The organism is Thermovenabulum gondwanense, from assembly GCF_001601575.1.
Taxonomy (GTDB): Bacteria; Bacillota; Thermosediminibacteria; order Thermosediminibacterales; family Thermosediminibacteraceae; genus Thermovenabulum; species Thermovenabulum gondwanense.
Window position 1 is genome coordinate 1 of sequence record NZ_LOHZ01000033.1, and the last position, 18094, is coordinate 18094.

19 protein-coding genes are annotated in these 18094 nt (G+C 39.1%); 18 read left to right on the forward strand and 1 reads right to left on the reverse strand.

Going from position 1 to position 18094, the window contains the following annotated elements; all coding sequences use genetic code 11:
* Positions 1-326 precede the first annotated feature (326 nt).
* From ATZ99_RS07535 to ATZ99_RS07620, 18 genes are all read left to right on the forward strand, one after another.
* A complete protein-coding gene (locus tag ATZ99_RS07535; RefSeq protein WP_068748631.1) occupies positions 327-725 on the forward strand; it encodes a Lin0368 family putative glycerol transporter subunit in 399 nt (132 codons plus the stop codon).
* Positions 725-1069: a Lin0368 family putative glycerol transporter subunit gene (locus tag ATZ99_RS07540; protein ID WP_068748632.1), complete on the forward strand. Its 345-nt coding sequence runs from the start codon at positions 725-727 to the stop codon at positions 1067-1069. Before ATZ99_RS07535 ends, ATZ99_RS07540 begins: the two co-directional genes overlap by 1 nt.
* Positions 1070-1113: 44 nt before the next feature.
* The gene (glpK, locus tag ATZ99_RS07545; protein ID WP_068748633.1) at positions 1114-2607 is read left to right on the forward strand and encodes a glycerol kinase GlpK; all 1494 of its coding nucleotides are present in this window, start codon (positions 1114-1116) and stop codon (positions 2605-2607) included.
* 169 nt (positions 2608-2776) lie between these two features.
* A complete protein-coding gene (locus tag ATZ99_RS07550; protein ID WP_068748634.1) occupies positions 2777-4243 on the forward strand; it encodes an NAD(P)/FAD-dependent oxidoreductase in 1467 nt (488 codons plus the stop codon).
* Positions 4233-5498 (forward strand): NAD(P)/FAD-dependent oxidoreductase, encoded by a 1266-nt coding sequence (locus ATZ99_RS07555; protein WP_068748635.1) that lies wholly within the window; start codon positions 4233-4235, stop codon positions 5496-5498. The genes ATZ99_RS07550 and ATZ99_RS07555 overlap by 11 nt, the downstream gene beginning before the upstream one ends.
* On the forward strand, positions 5491-5847 hold the full coding sequence (locus ATZ99_RS07560; protein ID WP_068748636.1) for a DUF1667 domain-containing protein: 357 nt from the start codon (positions 5491-5493) through the stop codon (positions 5845-5847). Before ATZ99_RS07555 ends, ATZ99_RS07560 begins: the two co-directional genes overlap by 8 nt.
* 66 nt (positions 5848-5913) lie before the next feature.
* Positions 5914-6912 (forward strand): dihydroxyacetone kinase subunit DhaK, encoded by a 999-nt coding sequence (dhaK, locus tag ATZ99_RS07565; protein ID WP_068748637.1) that lies wholly within the window; start codon positions 5914-5916, stop codon positions 6910-6912.
* Between the two features lie 23 nt (positions 6913-6935).
* Positions 6936-7565 carry a dihydroxyacetone kinase subunit DhaL gene (gene dhaL / locus ATZ99_RS07570; protein WP_068748638.1) on the forward strand — a complete coding sequence of 210 codons (630 nt, stop codon included), beginning with the start codon at positions 6936-6938 and terminating at the stop codon, positions 7563-7565.
* A gap of 14 nt (positions 7566-7579) precedes the next feature.
* On the forward strand, positions 7580-7972 hold the full coding sequence (dhaM, locus tag ATZ99_RS07575; RefSeq protein ID WP_068748639.1) for a dihydroxyacetone kinase phosphoryl donor subunit DhaM: 393 nt from the start codon (positions 7580-7582) through the stop codon (positions 7970-7972).
* Between the two features lie 230 nt (positions 7973-8202).
* Complete coding sequence (locus ATZ99_RS07580) at positions 8203-8523, forward strand: hypothetical protein (protein ID WP_068748640.1); 321 nt, start codon at positions 8203-8205, stop codon at positions 8521-8523.
* 5 nt (positions 8524-8528) lie between these two features.
* Positions 8529-9566 (forward strand): V-type ATPase subunit, encoded by a 1038-nt coding sequence (locus ATZ99_RS07585; protein ID WP_068748641.1) that lies wholly within the window; start codon positions 8529-8531, stop codon positions 9564-9566.
* A gap of 32 nt (positions 9567-9598) precedes the next feature.
* Positions 9599-11662: a V-type ATP synthase subunit I gene (locus ATZ99_RS07590; protein WP_083947416.1), complete on the forward strand. Its 2064-nt coding sequence runs from the start codon at positions 9599-9601 to the stop codon at positions 11660-11662.
* Between the two features lie 23 nt (positions 11663-11685).
* The gene (locus tag ATZ99_RS07595) at positions 11686-12087 is read left to right on the forward strand and encodes an ATP synthase subunit C (RefSeq protein WP_068748642.1); all 402 of its coding nucleotides are present in this window, start codon (positions 11686-11688) and stop codon (positions 12085-12087) included.
* Between the two features lies 1 nt (position 12088).
* Positions 12089-12397, forward strand: a complete 309-nt coding sequence (locus tag ATZ99_RS07600) for a V-type ATP synthase subunit F (RefSeq protein WP_068748643.1) — start codon at positions 12089-12091, stop codon at positions 12395-12397.
* Positions 12398-12406: 9 nt separating this feature from the next.
* Positions 12407-13021 carry a V-type ATP synthase subunit E gene (locus ATZ99_RS07605; RefSeq protein ID WP_068748644.1) on the forward strand — a complete coding sequence of 205 codons (615 nt, stop codon included), beginning with the start codon at positions 12407-12409 and terminating at the stop codon, positions 13019-13021.
* Between the two features lie 5 nt (positions 13022-13026).
* Entirely contained in the window at positions 13027-14814 is a 1788-nt protein-coding gene (locus tag ATZ99_RS07610; RefSeq protein WP_068748645.1) for a V-type ATP synthase subunit A, read from the forward strand.
* Entirely contained in the window at positions 14811-16184 is a 1374-nt protein-coding gene (locus tag ATZ99_RS07615) for a V-type ATP synthase subunit B (protein ID WP_068748646.1), read from the forward strand. Before ATZ99_RS07610 ends, ATZ99_RS07615 begins: the two co-directional genes overlap by 4 nt.
* 5 nt (positions 16185-16189) lie before the next feature.
* Positions 16190-16819 (forward strand): V-type ATP synthase subunit D, encoded by a 630-nt coding sequence (locus ATZ99_RS07620; protein WP_157074736.1) that lies wholly within the window; start codon positions 16190-16192, stop codon positions 16817-16819.
* Positions 16820-16828: 9 nt separating this feature from the next.
* Here ATZ99_RS07620 and hydF read toward each other — a convergent pair whose 3' ends face one another.
* Positions 16829-18052, reverse strand: a complete 1224-nt coding sequence (gene hydF / locus ATZ99_RS07625; RefSeq protein WP_068748647.1) for a [FeFe] hydrogenase H-cluster maturation GTPase HydF — start codon at positions 18050-18052, stop codon at positions 16829-16831.
* Positions 18053-18094 lie beyond the last annotated feature (42 nt).

Genomic DNA, 18094 nt, shown 5'->3' on the forward strand with positions numbered 1-18094 from the left:
GCTTTTGTAAAAACTGTTTAAACTCAACATGAGAAGAACATTTAATAAGCATAAAAGAATCACCCTCATTTATTAGAAGTAATGGTAAAAAATACCATCCACTTCAATTATGGGGGCGATTCAAAAAAGTCAAGTATGATTTAAAGCAAATATTTGCGATAATTACGAGTATACTCATAATACCTCGTGATATCTATAAATATCAGCTATTTTTGCAACAGAGACAGGTGGAGGTAAAAAATTAACAGCCCTCTTAAGAGGGTTTGATAATAAAGGAAACTGAGTTTCCGAAAATCTACAAATTTAAAAAGGAGGTATAAGTTTAAATGAATTTCAGAAGGATTTTTGCCGGTATGATTACCGGGGCATTCGTAGGGTTTGGAGTTTTTACCATTTGGCCTTCGTGCCTTGCAAGATGGAACTGGCTTGGTGGCTGGCTTGCTGCAGGAATAATCATTACTACAGGTTGGTTTATCAATCATTATGCCGGATTAATGCCGAATAAATCCGATTCAGCATGGGTCGATATGGCGATTTCTGTATGGCTTTCTGCTCTCTTAGGAGGAACCGTTGTTTTAGACCCAGTAAAGGGTTTGGTGAGGGGTGCTCAAGGGTTATTTCACGGGGCAAGTTTGGGGGTAACGCTTCCGACGGTATTTTTCCAGTTAATTGGTGCGACGATAGCCGGTTATCTCCTTTATTCTATAAGAAGGAGTGATGCATAATGTGGACCTGGCAGCATGTTTTAACGACAATTTTTGGAGGAATTATTTTCCCGTTGGTGATCGGAATGGTATGGGGGAAACTTGTGGAAGATTATAAGAGTTTTGGCGGTGTCCTTGCTGGCTTCTTTATAGTAGGAACTATATGGCTTTTAAACCACGGTATAGGATTAATGTACGAACCTCAGATGAATGCGGGCGGGGCATGGAGTGATATGGCTATTGCAGCATTCTGGGGACTTTTTGTAGCCGATCTTTTTGCCGGAAAGAAAATTGATTGGGAAGTAATTATAAGCGGCGTATTAGGCGGGGTTTTAGGCGGGCTTTTGCTTTTTGCAATGGTATAAAAAATCAAAAGAGTGTAGAAAAAATTAAGTAAAGGGGGATTATTATGGCAAAATATGTAATGGCTTTAGATCAGGGCACAACAAGTTCAAGAGCGATTATATTCGATGAAAACGGTTCAATAATAAGTGTAGCTCAAAAAGAATTTACGCAGATTTATCCAAAGCCCGGATGGGTTGAACATGATCCAATGGAAATATGGGGTACTCAGATAGGAGTAGCAAAAGAAGCTTTAGAAAAGGCAAGACTTGTACCTGAAGACATAGCAGCAATCGGAATTACAAATCAAAGAGAAACTACCATTGTTTGGGATAAGAACACAGGAAAACCCGTTTATAATGCGATTGTATGGCAATGCAGGAGGACAGCCCCTATTTGTGACGAATTAAAAGAAAAAGGATTAGCTGAAACTATAAGGAAAAAGACCGGACTCGTAGTAGATGCATATTTTTCCGGGACAAAAATTAAGTGGATTCTTGATAATGTAGAAGGCGTTAGAGAAAAAGCTCAAAAGGGAGAAGTACTGTTTGGCAATGTAGATACATGGCTTATATGGAATTTAACGGGCGGCAAGGTTCATGTGACCGACTACTCTAATGCTTCAAGAACCATGATTTTCAATATTCATAAGCTGGATTGGGATGACGATATATTAAAGGAATTAAATATTCCTCGGGCAATGCTTCCCGAAGTTAAGCCTTCCAGCTTTGTTTACGGCTATACAGAACCTGAAGTATTTGGCGCAAAAGTGCCCATTGCAGGGGATGCAGGAGACCAGCAAGCAGCACTCTTTGGTCAGCCATGTTATAAACCCGGTATGGCAAAGAACACCTACGGAACGGGCTGCTTCATGTTGATGAATACAGGAGAAAAAGCAGTTGCATCCGAAAGCGGACTTTTGACTACTATCGCATGGGGCGTTGATGGTAAGGTAGAATATGCCTTAGAAGGAAGTATATTTATTGCAGGCGCGGTTGTACAGTGGCTAAGAGATGAGCTCAGAATTATTGATACATCTGCCCAGAGTGAAGAGTATGCTACAAAAGTGCCTGATACGAACGGAGTGTATCTGGTGCCTGCCTTTGTTGGCCTTGGAGCTCCTTACTGGGATATGTATGCAAGAGGTACAATCGTCGGCTTAACAAGAGGAGCTAAAAGGGAACACATTATCAGAGCGGCTCTTGAATCCATTGCATACCAGACGAAGGATGTTCTTGAAGCAATGCAGAAGGATTCAGGAATAAACCTTACAGCCCTTAAAGTTGACGGCGGCGCTGTCGCAAACAATTTCTTAATGCAATTCCAGGCAGATATACTTGGAGTTCCCGTAGCAAGACCCAGGGTAACTGAGACGACAGCACTTGGCGCTGCATACCTTGCAGGACTTGCAGTAGGATACTGGAATAGCATGGATGAAATAGCAAAGAAATGGCAAATTGATAGGGAATTCAAACCGGTAATGGAAGAAGAGACAAGGAATAAGTTGTATACCGGATGGAAGAAAGCTGTAAAGAGAGCTTTGGATTGGGAAAAGGAATAAGTCTAAAATTAAAGAAAAAAATATTTCAAAGAAATGTTTTTAATAGTATAATATGTAATATAAATATAGAACATACGATATAATAGTGAACGGGATGTGGTGGAGAATTGGAGAGCCACACTTTAAAAAGTGTGGCTCTTTTTACTTTTTTTAAGGGAGGTAAAAGAGATTGAAAGATGTAGTAATCATTGGCGGTGGTGTAGTTGGCACTGCAATAGCTTATGAGCTTGGGAAATATAATTTAGATGTAGTTTTACTGGAAAAAGGTGACGATGTCGCCAGTGGCACCACTAAGGCGAATAGTGCAATAATACACGCAGGTTATGATGCAAAACCGGGAACATTAAAAGCAAAATTAAATGTCAGGGGCAATTTCCTTTTTTCAAAGATATGCGAGGAATTAGATGTTCCTTTTAAAAGAATTGGCTCTTTAGTCCTTGCCTTTAATGATGAAGAAATCAAAGAGATTGAAAATCTTTTGGAGAGAGGTAAGATAAACGGGATTCCACAGATAGAGATTATTGGGAAAGAAGATATTTTAAAAATGGAACCTAATGTTAATAAAGAAGTTAAAGCAGCATTATTTGCAAAAACTGCGGGGATAATATGCCCCTATGAGCTTGCCCAAGCTTTTGGGGAAAATGCTTTTCTTAATGGAGTGGAATTTAAGTTTAATTCCCCCGTTATTGGAATAGAAAAATTAAAAGATGGATTCATAGTAAAAACAACCCATGAAGACATTCACGCGAGGTTTATAATAAATGCTGCGGGCGTTTATGCAGATGAGATAGCAAGAATGGCTAATGCAGAAGAATACAAAATAATTCCGAGAAAGGGCGAATATCTGCTCTTTGATAAGAGCGTTGGAAATATAGTTAATAAAGTTTTATTTCCAACTCCCACAAAAATTTCAAAAGGAATCTTAGTATCACCTACGGTAGATGGGAACTTTTTTATCGGTCCAAATTCTAACAATCAGGAAAGTAAAGAGGATACATCGGTAACATTGGAAGGCATAGAAGAGATAATAAAAGGAGCACAAAGGCTTGTTCCAAATATTCCTTTAAAAAGTGTAATTACATCTTTTGCAGGAATCAGGGCCGTAGCCGAAACAGATGATTTTGTTATAAATGCATCGCAAAAGGTAAAAGGGTTTATTAATGCAGGGGGAATACAGTCACCTGGCCTTTCAGCCGCTCCTGCTATAGCAGAAATGGTAATAGAAATACTAAAAGATGAAGGTCTACAGTTAAACTATAAACAAAATTATATATGCGGTAGACCTAAAAAATTTAGATTTCGCGAATTAACCAATGAACAGAGGAAAAAGTTAATTGAAGAAAATCCAGATTTTGGGCATATAGTTTGCCGTTGTGAAACCGTAACTAAGGCAGAGATTATTGATGCAATAAGAAGGCCCCTTGGCGCAAAAAGTTTGGATGCTGTAAAAAGGCGTACAAGAGCAGGGATGGGAAGATGCCAGGGAGGATTTTGCTCACCCCGTATTGCCGAAATTCTTTCCAAGGAGCTAAACATTGAACAAACTCAGGTGACAAAATTTGGGCCCGGTTCGGAAATTCTAAAAGGACGGGTAAAAGAATTTGAAATAGAAGGTGGTGGGCATCTTGCAGAATAGGGAATTAGTAATAATCGGAGGAGGACCTGCTGGCCTCTCAGCTGCTGTTGAAGCTAAAAACCAGGGGATAAAAGATGTCCTTGTAATAGACAGGGAATCAGAGCTTGGAGGCATCTTAAAGCAATGCATTCATACAGGATTTGGACTTCATATTTTTAATGAAGAGTTGACCGGGCCTGAATATGCAGAGAGATTTATACAAAAAGTTAAAGACTTAGGGATAGAATTTAAGCTTAATACTATGGTTATTGAGCTGACGGAGGATAAAAGAATAATTGCAGTAAATCCCGAAGAAGGGTTAATAGAAATACAGGCAAAAGCGGTAATTTTAGCAATGGGGTGTAGAGAAAGGACAAGGGGTGCGATAAATATTCCGGGATCTCGTCCTGCAGGAATATTTACAGCTGGTACAGCACAAAGGTATGTAAATATTGAAGGTTATATGCCCGGAAAAGAGATAGTAATATTAGGTTCGGGAGATATAGGACTGATAATGGCAAGGAGGCTTACCCTTGAAGGGGCAAAGGTTAAATGTGTTGTTGAGATAATGCCTTATTCTAATGGGTTGACAAGGAATATTGTTCAATGTTTGGAAGACTATAATATCCCTTTGATATTAAGTCATACAGTGGTGAATATACACGGGACAAAGAGGGTTGAAGGAGTAATGATTGCGAAGGTGGACGACAATTTAAAACCTATTAAAGGGACAGAACAGTTTATTTCTTGCGATACATTGCTTTTATCAGTGGGGCTTATACCTGAAAATGAGCTTTCGAAAATGGCAAAGGTAGAAATTAACGAGATTACCGGTGGGCCTATAGTAGATGAGAGCATGCAGACTTCAGTAGAAGGGATTTTTGCATGCGGTAATGTCCTGCATGTGCACGATCTGGTGGATTTTGTCACGATGGAAGCACAGCTGGCAGCTAAAGGAGCTGCTCGATATATTAAAGATGGAAAATTAAGTGCAAAAAATATAAAAATTATTCCGGATAAAAATATTAGGTATGTTATACCTAATTTTATTGATAAAGAAAACATCATCGATGGAAAACAAAAATTTTTCATGAGAAGCACTTTACCTTTTGAAAAATGTCTTTTAGTAATTGAATCGGAAAAAGGTATTATAAAAAAGAAAACTTTAAGGCATGTAAAGCCCAGTGAAATGATTAATATTGAACTAAAAAAAGAAGAAATATTGGCAGAAGAGTTTATGAAATTTTTTATTGAAGAAGGTGACTTAAATGCTTAAAGAAAAAACTGTAACATGTATTGTATGTCCTACCGGGTGCAGGATTAAGGTTACCTTTGAAGATAAAAAAATAAAAGAAATTGCCGGAAATCAATGTAAAAGAGGCTTTGACTATGCAAAAGAAGAAGTAATATCCCCTAAGAGAATGCTTACTACCACTGTTTTTTTGGAAAATGGAGAACTGCTTCCCGTTAAAACAGAAAAACCTATTCCAAAAGAATTATTATTTAAGGCAATGGAAGAACTAAAAAATGTTAGAGTAAAACCTCCGGTTCGTATGGGTGATGTAATTAAAGAAAACATTGCAGGAACGGGGATAAATATTATTGCTTCAAGAAGTTATAATTAAACTCTATGGAGATTAGCTGAAGGTTATAAACCTTCAGCTAAAAATAAAAAAATAGGGGGTTTTTTTATGAAAAAATTAATTAATAATCCTGAATTTGTCGTGGAAGAAATGCTTCAGGGTATGGTGAAGGCTTATCCGCAGTATGTTAAAAAGCTTGAAGGCTATAATGTAATAGTAAGAAAGGATGCACCGGTAAAAGGGAAAGTAGCACTTGTTTCCGGTGGTGGCAGCGGTCATGAACCTTCACACGCTGGTTTTGTAGGCAAAGGTATGCTGGATGCCGGCGTAGCAGGAAATGTTTTTACTTCTCCAACTCCAGATCAGATTTTTGAAGCAATAAAAGCTGTTGATGGTGGGGCTGGTGTACTATTGATTATTAAAAACTATACCGGTGATGTAATGAATTTTGAAATGGCAGGGGAAATGGCGCAAACAGAGGGAATAAATGTTGCAAGCGTAATAGTAAATGATGACGTAGCTGTAGAAAATTCTACTTATACAGTAGGTAGGAGGGGTATTGCGGGTACCGTATTTGTGCATAAAATAGCAGGTGCAAAGGCTCAAGCAGGTGGAACATTAGAAGAAGTTAAAGCTGTAGCGGAAAAGGTTATAAAAAATGTAAGAAGTATGGGAATGGCCCTTACTCCGTGCATAGTTCCGGCTGCTGGAAAGCCTAATTTTACTTTGGCTGATGATGAAATGGAAATAGGTATGGGAATTCATGGAGAGCCCGGAACAATGAGGACTAAATTGATGAAGGCCGATGAAGTAGTAGATCATCTTATGTCAAAGATATTAAAAGATTTACCGTATAATTCGGGAGATGAAGTAGCTGTAATGATAAACGGTCTTGGCGGGACTCCATTGATGGAACTTTTTATTATGAATAAGAGAGTAAGTGAAATTTTAGATCAAAATGGAATAAAAGTATATAAGACCTTCGTTGGAGAATATATGACATCGTTAGAAATGGCTGGAGGGTCCATTACCCTTTTAAAATTGGATGATGAATTGAAAGAACTTTTGGATGCACCTGCAGATACACCAGCATTTAAACAGTTATAATAACCGAAAGGAGTATATGGAAAATGCCTGTAACTGCAAAAGAACTTATAGAAATTCTCAGAGATATATACGAAAACATTTCAGCAAACAAAGAATACTTAACACAATTGGATTCAGCTATCGGGGATGCGGACCACGGAATTAATTTAACAAAAGGATTTAAGTCGGTTATGGAAAAAATAGAGAATATGGGTGATAAGGATTGCGGATCAATACTGAAGACGGTTGGGATGACTCTTGTATCAACTGTTGGCGGAGCTTCCGGCCCTTTATACGGAACGGCATTTATGAGAGCCGGTCAGGTGGTAGCTCAAAAAACAAGTATAGATTTTGAAGATTATATTAAAATTTTAGAGGCAGCTTTAGACGGTATAAAGACTAGAGGAAAAGCGGAAAAGGGCGAAAAAACAATTGTGGATACCCTTGAACCGGCTATAGAAGAGATTAAAATAAATAAAGATAAAGGAAAGGATATTGCATTGGAATTATCTTTAAAAGCGGCTGAAAAAGGGATGGAATATACAAAAGAAATCATTGCTAAAAAGGGAAGAGCAAGTTACTTGGGAGAAAGAAGTATAGGACATCAAGACCCCGGTGCTACATCCTGCTATATAATACTTAAAACCGTAGCAGATAAAATATTGAAGAAATAAATGGAGGAGGTTATATGGTAAGTATTCTGCTCGTTTCTCATAGCACAAAAATCGCAGAGGGCACCTTGGAACTAATAAAGCAGATGACGCAAGAAAAGGTGAGGATTGAAATTGCAGCAGGAACAACTGATGGCAGACTGGGGACAAATGCTTGTTTAATAGAGGAAAAAATAAAAGAAATGTGGACAGAAGATGGAGTGCTTATTTTTGTAGATTTAGGTAGTGCTGTTATGAGCGCACAAATGGCTTTAGAGGATTTGGAAGAAGGTGTAAAAAACAAGGTATTTATAGTAGATGCGCCTTTCATTGAGGGTGCCCTTATTGCTGCTGTAGAGGCAAGCATAGGAAAAAATATATACGAAGTAAAAAATGCGGCGGAAGAGGCAAAAAATATGAACAAAATATAATAATTTTTCCCCCCAAAGGGGGTTTTTATTTTTGGACATTTTACGCTAATGAAATAAAGGAAAAAAGAAAAAAACAGGGCAAAACAAAGATAAAATAAGATAAATAATATTGTATACCGGGAAAATAATATATATAGCTAAAACATACATTAATTAAGCTTTTTAATTGTTTGTAAGTATTAAAAAAAAGGAGTATAACGGTATAAAGAAAATTAAAGAAGGTGGAAAATATGGAAGAAAAGGTCATAGAAAGACTTTTGGAGATTGACCGGAAAGCTCAGGAGGTTCAAAGAAAAAGGGAAGAAGGGCTTCGCAGTTTGGAGGAGGATTACAAAAATAAAATCAGGGAACTTATAGAAAAATACGAAAGAGAAATAGATGAAAGCAGTAAAAAAGCTTTTAATGAAGCGGTAGAAGAAGGAGAGAGGGAAGCGGAAGAGATAAGGCGGGATACGGAAAAAATTTTAAATAACTTAGAGGAAGTATTTTCAGAGGTTAAGGATGAAATAGAAAGGGAATTTTTTTTAAGGATTTTTAAAGTAAAGAGGTAATCATTATGGGAAATGTGGTTAGATTTGCAGCGGTGAATACTAAAATAAAGTCCTTGGAAGGCAAATTTTTAAAGGATGAGGATTATTTAGAGCTCTTGAAGAAAAAAAGCATTCCCGAAATGGTTCTGTATTTAAAGGAAAAAACTTCTTACGGAAAACTATTAAATAGTGTAAAGCCAGAAGAGGCCAATAGAAGAACCCTGGAAAATGCCTTAAGAAGAAATATGGTTAAAATTATAGATAAACTGCTTTTTTATTTGAACGATGAGTACCGGGACTTTGTAAAAACCCTTTTTTTAAAGTACGAGATTGAGGATTTGAAAAATCTTGCAAGGGACATTTACAATGGAACGGAACGGACTATAGAAAACTATTCTTTCATAGGGAAGTACAGCAAAGCGGATCCGGAGAGATTAATAAAAGCCCGTACCATAAGGGATTTTATTTTAGCCCTCGAGGGGTCTGAAATTTACGATTATTTAAAGCCCCTTTTGGATGGAAAAAGAGAAAATCTATTCAGGCTCGAAATGGCTTTAGATACAGCTTATTTTACCATCATTAGAAGGAAATGGGAGAAGCTTTCGGGAGAGGACAAAAAGGTTTTGAGTTTATGGGAAGGCATGGTAGCGGATTTATACAATCTTCAGTGGATTTACAGGGGTAAAAAATTTTACAACCTTTCTGCCGAAGAAATATTGAACTACACCATAGATTTTGGATACAAGATTAATTTTAAAAAGCGAAAAGAAATGTGCTACGCAAAAGACTTAAATGAGGTATTTAACATTGCGGAAAAAGAAGGATACGGTTTTTTATTTAAAAAAGACGCCCAGCAGGATATATATATGGAAAGGCGGATTAATCGATTTTTATATTTTAAATTTAAAAATCTCACGAGAGCCGCACCTTTGACTATAATTCAAATTGTATCTTATATATGGTTTTTGGATTTTGAGATACGGGATATAATTTCCATAGCCGAAAGTTTGAAATATGAAATATATTTGGAGACGGCAAAAAAATTTCTGATTCGTCCTTTGTGATTTGCCTTTATTAACTCAGGAGGCGTTTTATTATGGCAATTGAAAAAATGAATATAATGGGCGTTATCGGTAAAAAAGAACTTTTAGACAGGGTAATGCGACAGATTGTGTTAAACGGGAGCATGCATTTTTTAAATGCTTTTTCCCGCATAAGTGCTACGGATTTTGTGCTGCCGCCCAATGAAAAGAATATAGAAGCCTTAGAGGAACTTCCCTATGTCAAACCTTACAGTGCAAAAAGGGATTTTTCAAAGGAAGAAGAAATGATAGTATCCCTCTTAGGGCTTTTTAATCTTTCGCCCGAAATTAAAAGGGAGTATTTGGGGCAGGATTACGATTATTCGGAATATATGGAAAGCCTGAATAAAATTTATTTAAAAATACGGGAATATGCCCAGGAGATAAAAGAAAAAAGCAACTTATGCGAACAAAATATGGAATTCATACGAAACCTGAAATACCTTGAAAAGTATGATTTTGATCTGTCGGAGCTTTTAAAAATGAAATTCATGACCTTCAAATTTTTAAAACTAACAAAAGAGAATTATTTAAAGCTAAAGAAGAATTACGAAAATATACCTGCCGTAGTGATAAAAGTAGAAGCGGAATCAAAATACGTTTATGTGGCATCGATTACACCTAATACCCTTCAGGAAACGGTGGAAAGGATATTAAGTTCATTAAATTTTGAGGAATTAAAGCTTCCTATTGATTATGAAGGCAATGCTTCGGAGATTATCCGAAAACTTCAAGAAGAGATTGACCGGTACAAAAGCAGGATAGAGCAGCTTAAAAGGGACATTGAAAACTTTGGCAGGCAGTTTAAGGAGGAAATAAGAAAATCCTTTGCAAGGCTGGAAATGGAAAAGAAGATTGAAGAATTGAAATCCGATGTGGCCATAAGCAGGAATTTGTTTTACCTTTTCGGTTTTGTCCCGGTGAGCAAGGTGGAAAGTTTAAAAGATGAACTGGAGAAAAACTTCAAAGATGAGCTTATAATTCTGATTGAAGAAACGGGTAATAAAAATTCGAGTTTAACCCCACCGACCAAATTAAAAAACCCGGGTCTTTTCAGACCCTTTGAAGAAATGGTTAAAATGTACGGCATTCCTTCTTATGACGAAAAGGACCCGACGGTATTTTTTGGGCTAACCTACATGCTGCTTTTTGGCGCGATGTTTGGAGACTTAGGGCAGGGGCTTGTTTTATTTACCGCAGGTATTGTATTAAATCTTTTTATGAGAAGACCCAACTTAGGAGGGGTGTTGAGCAGAATTGGCTTGAGTTCCGCAATTTTCGGGCTTTTATACGGCAGCGTTTTTGGATCTGAAGAGTTAATCCCTGCGCTAATCGTAAGGCCCATGGCAAATATAAATTTTATGCTTTTGAGTGCGGTGGCGCTGGGTATCTGCCTTTTAATTGCCGGTTTTATCTTTGGAATCTTGAATTCAAGCCTGTCGGGTAACTTTAAGGAAGGAATTTTTGGAAGGAACGGAGCAGCAGGACTTTCCTTTTATATCCTGCTTCTTTACAGCATATATAATTATTCGATTAAAAACATCGGGCTTTCACCTATGATCACTTTTCTTTTGATTTTATCATTGATGATTATCGTACTTAGAGAACCTTTAACCAATATATTATTTAAAAAGGAAAAACTTTTTTCGGAGCCAGCCGGGGATTATTTCGTGGAAGAAGGTTTTGGAGTATTAGAAACACTGCTTTCTATGGTATCCAACACCATTTCCTTTATAAGGGTTGGAGCCTTTGCACTAAACCACGTAGGCTTATACATCGCCTTTGCGACCATGGCTGAAATGACCAGGTCCAGAATAGGAGGGATAATGCTTTTAATCCTCGGGAATGCCATCATTATAGGTCTTGAAGGGCTGATAGTGTTTATACAGGCATTGAGGCTTGAATACTATGAACTTTTCAGCAAGTACTTCAAAGGAGAAGGGGTGGAGTATTCTCCAGCGCTTATTATGAAATCTTCCGAATATATTCGTAAGGTTAAAACTTTAAGCAGGAAGGCATTTATGGACCAGTTCGGCAAAACCTTAAAAATGAAAATGATTAAAATGGCAATGGTATAAAAATATCGGGGAGGAATTGCTTTATGATGTTAACTGTTTTTTTACTTATAATGGTATCGGTGTTAACGGTTCTTGCAGGCTTTGCATCCCTGGATGGAATCAAGGCTAAAAAAGCCCTGGGATTAAGCGTGTTTGCTTTTTCTTTGATATTGGCTTTCTTTTTGTTCTTCCTGATGCCTCAAGCGGCAAGGGCACAGGGTGGCGATAACCCTGCTTCCAGCAGCGCTTTCCTGGCTGCAGCCTTATCGACGGGTCTTGCCACTATTGGGGCCGGTTATGCCGTGGGAGCGGTAGGATCATCTGCTCTGGGGGCAGTTTCGGAAGACCCCAAAATACTCGGTAAAACCCTTATTTACGTAGGGCTTGCAGAAGGTATCGCCATATATGGTCTTATTATATCCATAATGATTCTGGGAAGGGTCTAAAATGAAGATGTTCGTGATAAGCGACAGTTCGGATACCATTACCGGTTTCAGGCTTGCGGGAATAGAGGGAAAATACATCGAAGAAGGTCAGGAAGTTCTGGAGGAAATAGAAAGGCTAAGAAAAATTGAGGAAACAGGCATTATTATTATTACCGAAAGCCTTGCAGAAAAAGTAAAAAATGAAATAGGAAGAATGAAACTTTCCAAGGATTACCCCGTTATATTGGAGGTTCCGGATCGGCACGGCAGTATAAGGCCGAAGGATTTTTTGACTCGTTATATAAAAGAAGCAATTGGAGTGAAGATTTGAGGTGATAGGATGTCCACTACTATTGAAGACAAGATCTCACTTTTTGCCAAAGTGCTGTTTGAGAGAATTGAGGAAGAATACGAGAATGAAAAAAATAAAATTATTGGATACTATGAGGCGGAAATAAAAAGAGTGAAGGAAGAATATGAGAGGAAAAAATCAGATCGCATAAGGGAGGCATTAAAAGAAGCCGAAATTAAAAAACAAAGGATAATCTCAAAAGCGCTGACGGACAAAAAGCAGGATATTTTAAAGAAAAAGAAGGAACTCCTGGAAAAGTTGATAGAAGATATGCTTCAAAAGGTGGAAGATTTTTTGAAGCAGGAAGGTTACGCCGAATTCCTTGTAAATTCAATAATAGAAGTAAAAAATAAATTTCCCGAAAAAGATAAAATAATTGTATATCTTTCAAAAAACGATTTTGAAAAGTACATGGACTATTTAAAAAGCAAATTTGACGAAAACCTTGAATTCATGATGGGGACTGAAGAGGTTAAAGGTGGCATAATAGCAGAGAGTGCTGATGGAAGGGTGAGAATAGATTTCTCGGTAGGCAGTTTGCTGGAAGAGGGCAAATCATTACTTGCTCAGCTATTATTTTCCAAGCTGGGCGAGGAGGTATAAGTTTTATGACGAATTTTAAGGCGGGGAACATAGTTTACATCAACGGCCCGGTAGTCAGGGCTAACAACATGTCGGGATTTACCATGCAGGAAATGGTCATGGTAGGGAACAAAAAATTGATCGGAGAGATAATTTCCTTAGAAAAGGATTTGGCTACTATACAGGTGTATGAAGAGACCTCGGGATTGAAAGCTAAAGAGCCGGTACTGGGAACGGGAAGGCCGCTATCGGTTAAATTGGGGCCCGGGATTCTGGGCAATATTTTTGATGGCATCGAAAGGCCGCTCTCGAAGATATACGAAAAAGGAGAAAGCTTCATTCCGGAGGGCATAGGGCTAATTTCCATCGATGAAGAAAAATTATGGGATGTAAGGATAAAAGTAAAAGTAGGGGATTATCTAAAGGGTGGGGATGTATTTGCGGAAGTTCAGGAAACCTCTATGATCCTCCATAAGATAATGATACCTCCTTTTCTTAAGGGAAGGGTGGTAGAGGTAAAAAAGGACGGCAGTTACACCATTGAGGAAACCCTGGTAGTTCTTGAGGAGGAAGGAAAAACATATCCTCTTAAAATGTACCAGGAGTGGCCGGTGAGGTTACCACGCCCTGTGAAGAAGAGACTGCCGATAGGAAGACTTTTAATTACCGGCCAGAGGGTAATCGACACTTTTTTTCCACTGGCAAAAGGGGGTACCGCTGCCATCCCCGGAGGATTTGGAACGGGAAAAACGATAACGCAACATCAGCTCGCCAAGTGGAGCGATGCGGATATAATTGTATACATCGGATGCGGTGAACGGGGCAATGAGATGACGGAAGTTCTGGAAGATTTCCCGAAGCTTATCGATCCGAGGACCGAAAAGCCCCTGATGGATAGAACCGTTCTTATAGCGAATACTTCCAACATGCCCGTTGCTGCAAGAGAGGCTTCGATTTATACGGGAATAACCATTGCAGAATATTTCAGAGATATGGGATACAATGTGGCTATAATGGCCGATTCCACTTCCCGCTGGGCAGAAGCCTTAAGGGAGATTGCCGGCAGGCTTGAAGAAATGCCCGCTGAAGAAGGATACCCTGCATATCTTGCTTCCAGGCTCGCTCAATTTTACGAAAGGGCAGGATATGTGGAAAATTTAAACGGGACCGAGGGCTCAATTACTGTAATTGGTGCGGTTTCTCCGGCGGGAGGGGATTTTTCGGAGCCCGTAACGGCTTCCACCAAAAGGGTGGTTGGCGCTTTTTTGGCATTGGACAAAGAACTGGCTTATTCCAGGCATTTTCCTGCCATTAACTGGCTTTTATCCTACAGCGGTTATATAAAAATGCTCAGAGAATGGTTTTCGGAAAATGTTGCTCCGGACATGCTGGATTTAAGGTCAAAGATGATGAGGATATTGCAGGAGGAAAGTAAACTGCTGGATATAGTAAAACTGGTGGGGGAGGATGTGTTGCCGGACGATCAGAAATTGATACTGGAAATCGCGAAAGTCATTAAGGTAGGATTTCTTCAGCAGAATGCCTATCACAGGGAAGATTCCTATGTACCTCTTGAAAGGCAGTACAAGATGCTGAAAGTAATAAACAGGCTTTACGACAGGGCTTTTTCCTGTGTTAAAAAGGGAATTCCCCTTTCCAAAGTGAAAAATGATGATGTTTTTGACCAGGTCATCCGGATGAAATACAACTATTCTCCGGAAAACAGCGGATTTTTTGAAGAAATCCTGAAGAAAATAGATGATTACTACGATGGTATCGAATCCAAGTATGAAAAAGAAGGTGCTTCCATATGAAGGTAAAGTACAAAAGGGCGGACAAAGCGGAAGGTCCGCTTCTTATAATGGAAGATATAAGGGATGCGGTTTTTGATGAAATAGTGGAAATCGAAATGCCCGATAAAACCTCAAGGCTCGGGAAGGTTGTTCAGATAGATAAAAACAAAGTAGTCATTCAGGTATTTGAGGGCACTTCAGGGATTTCCCTTCCCGATATTACGGTGGCTTTTACGGGGAATCCCATGAAGATCCCCCTTTCAAGAGAAATTCTCGGCAGGGTGTTCAACGGAATAGCAAAACCAATCGATGGAGCCGGAGAGATTTTTTCCACACGCTACTACGACATAAACGGCAGGCCCATGAATCCGGTGGCAAGGGTATACCCCCGGAATTTTATTCAGACTGGTATATCTGCCATAGACGGCCTGATGACCCTTATCAGGGGGCAAAAACTGCCCATATTTTCCGGCGACGGACTTCCCCATAATGAATTAGCAGCGCAGATTGTAAAGCAAGCTAAAATTTCGGGGGATGAGGAAAAAAATTTTGCAGTGGTATTTGCGGCAATGGGTATAAAACACGATGAGGCTGATTTCTTTGTAAAAACTTTTGAAGAAGCGGGGGTAATGGATAAGGTAGTAATGTATGTAAACCTGGCAGATGACCCGGTGGTGGAAAGGATAATTACACCCCGTTGCGCCCTAACGGCAGCGGAATTTTTAGCTTTTGAGTGCGGAATGCACATCCTGGTTATTCTGACCGATATGACAAGTTACTGCGATGCTTTAAGGGAAATATCTTCCGCAAGAGAGGAGGTGCCCTCCAGGAAGGGCTATCCCGGGTACATGTATTCGGACTTAGCAAGCCTTTACGAAAGAGCGGGGATGATAAAGGGTTCTAAGGGCAGCATAACTCAGATCCCAATACTCACAATGCCCAACGATGACATTACCCACCCGGTGCCCGACCTCACCGGGTATATAACCGAAGGACAGATAGTGCTGAACCGGGCCCTTTATCAAAAGGGGATATATCCCCCTATAAATATCCTGCCTTCCCTTTCGAGGCTTATGAAAGACGGCATAGGCGAAAAGTATACGAGGGAGGATCATCCTGATCTTGCCAACCAGGTTTTTTCTTCTTATTCCAGGGTTCAGGAAGTAAGGGCTTTGGCGCAGGTCATCGGGGAAGAAGAACTTTCCGATGTGGATAAGGGCTATATGGAGTTCGGAAGGCAATTTGAAGAAAAATTTATTAATCAGGATTTCGATGAAGAAAGAGATATTTTTCAAACCCTGGACTTAATGTGGAAGCTTTTGAAAATTTTACCCGAAAAGGAACTTACCAGAATCAACCCTTCGCTCATTAAAAAATACTTAAGGGGTTGATAAAATTGCTGTTTAACATAGCACCTACCAAAGCAAATTTACTGTCGGCACAGGCTACCTTGGAGTTTTCAAAAAAAGGATATGAGCTTTTGGATAAAAAAAGAAATGTTCTAATAAGAGAATTGATGAGCATCATGAAAAGGGCCGAGGAGCTTCAAGAAAAGATCAACACAATTTTTGAGGAAGCCTATGAGGCTCTTAAAATAGCCAACATTACCCTGGGTGTAAATCAGGTCTACGAAGTGGCCTGTTCCATCCCCCTTATGGAAGAATTCGATATTCTGTATAAAAGCGTTATGGGGGTGGAAATTCCGAAAATAATTTACGAAAAAAAGCCCTTAGAGCACTATTACAGTTTTTATCATACTAATACCGCCTTGGATATAGCGGTAACCAGGTTTTACGAAGTAAAATACCTTTTACTGGAGCTTGCTGAGATAGAAGACTCTATATATAAACTTGCCGTAGAAATAAAAAAGACGCAAAAAAGGGCTAATGCCTTGAAGAATATACAAATACCTAAGTATGAGAAAATTGTAAAATTTATTTCAGAAGTACTTGAGGAAAAGGAGAGGGAAGATTTTTTCCGATTAAAGACTTTAAAAAAGAAATTAAAAAGAAGGGTCAAAAGTTAACCCTTCTTTTTAATTTTTTAGAGGTTTTAAGGCTCTGTCCAGTATCCCGAGAGCGAACGCAATAAATACCCCGTAGTTTACCACAGGGATATTTTTTTCTTTTAATACCGAAAGCCTGTAAAGCATCTCTTTTCTATTAATCATACAACCGCCGCAGTGTATTACCAGTTTGTAATCCTCCAGGTTTTCGGGGAAAGTAAATCCGGAAGACCAGGAAAAGGAAAGCTCTTTTTTGGTGATTTCCTTTAATAACCTGGGGATTTTTACGGTGCCGATGTCATCTTCCTGCCGGTGGTGGGTACAAGCTTCGGAAATCAAAACCTTGTCTCCGTTTTCTAAATTTTTAATGGCTTTTGTCCCCTCCACCAATTGTACAAGGTCGCCTTTGTAGCGGGCAAATAATATTGAAAAGGAAGTGAGCGGTATGTCTTGAGGGGTTATTTCGGCAACCTTCTTGAAGGCCTGGGAGTCAGTCACCACCAATTTTGGTTTTTGTTTTAACGAGTTTAAAGCTATATTAAGTTCGCTTTCTTTTGCAACCATAGCAATGCAGCCGCTATCTAATAGTTCCCTGATAGTCTGCTGCTGGGGCAAAATAAGCCTTCCCTTAGGAGCCGCTTTATCGATGGGGACTACCAAAACGGCCACATCACCGGGGTTTAAAAGGTCAGAAATTAAAGGGATATCGGTAAAACTGCCGGGAGCCTTGTTTATTATCTGCCTTTTTAGTTCTTCTATTCCTTCCCTCCTGAAAGCCGAGACCTCAAGAAGGGAAAATCCCAGTAAATCTTCCCATTTCTTTTTTTCTTCTCTCCTATAATTAGATGAATCCTTTTTATTCACCACACCTATTACGGGAATGTTTTTTTCTTTTATTTTAGCGAGTATCTCCAAATCGTAGTCCGATACCCCGGTTTCTCCATCTATTACAAGAATCGCCACATCGGTTTTATTTAAAACCTGATAGGTCTTTTTTACCCTGAGTTCTCCAAGAGCACCTTCGTCATCGATTCCCGCCGTGTCTATTATTACTACCGGCCCAATAGGTAAAAGCTCCATGGCTTTAAATACCGGGTCGGTGGTTGTGCCAGCAACCGGAGAAACAAGGGCTATTTCCTGATTTGTGATGGCGTTTATGAGACTGGATTTTCCGGCATTTCTTTTTCCAAAAATAGCAATATGCAGCCTGCTGGCCAGAGGTGTAGAGTTTAAACTGTTTTCGGGTAATGACAAAATTGTTACCCCCTTCACAAGGTATTCTTAACAGAATTATAC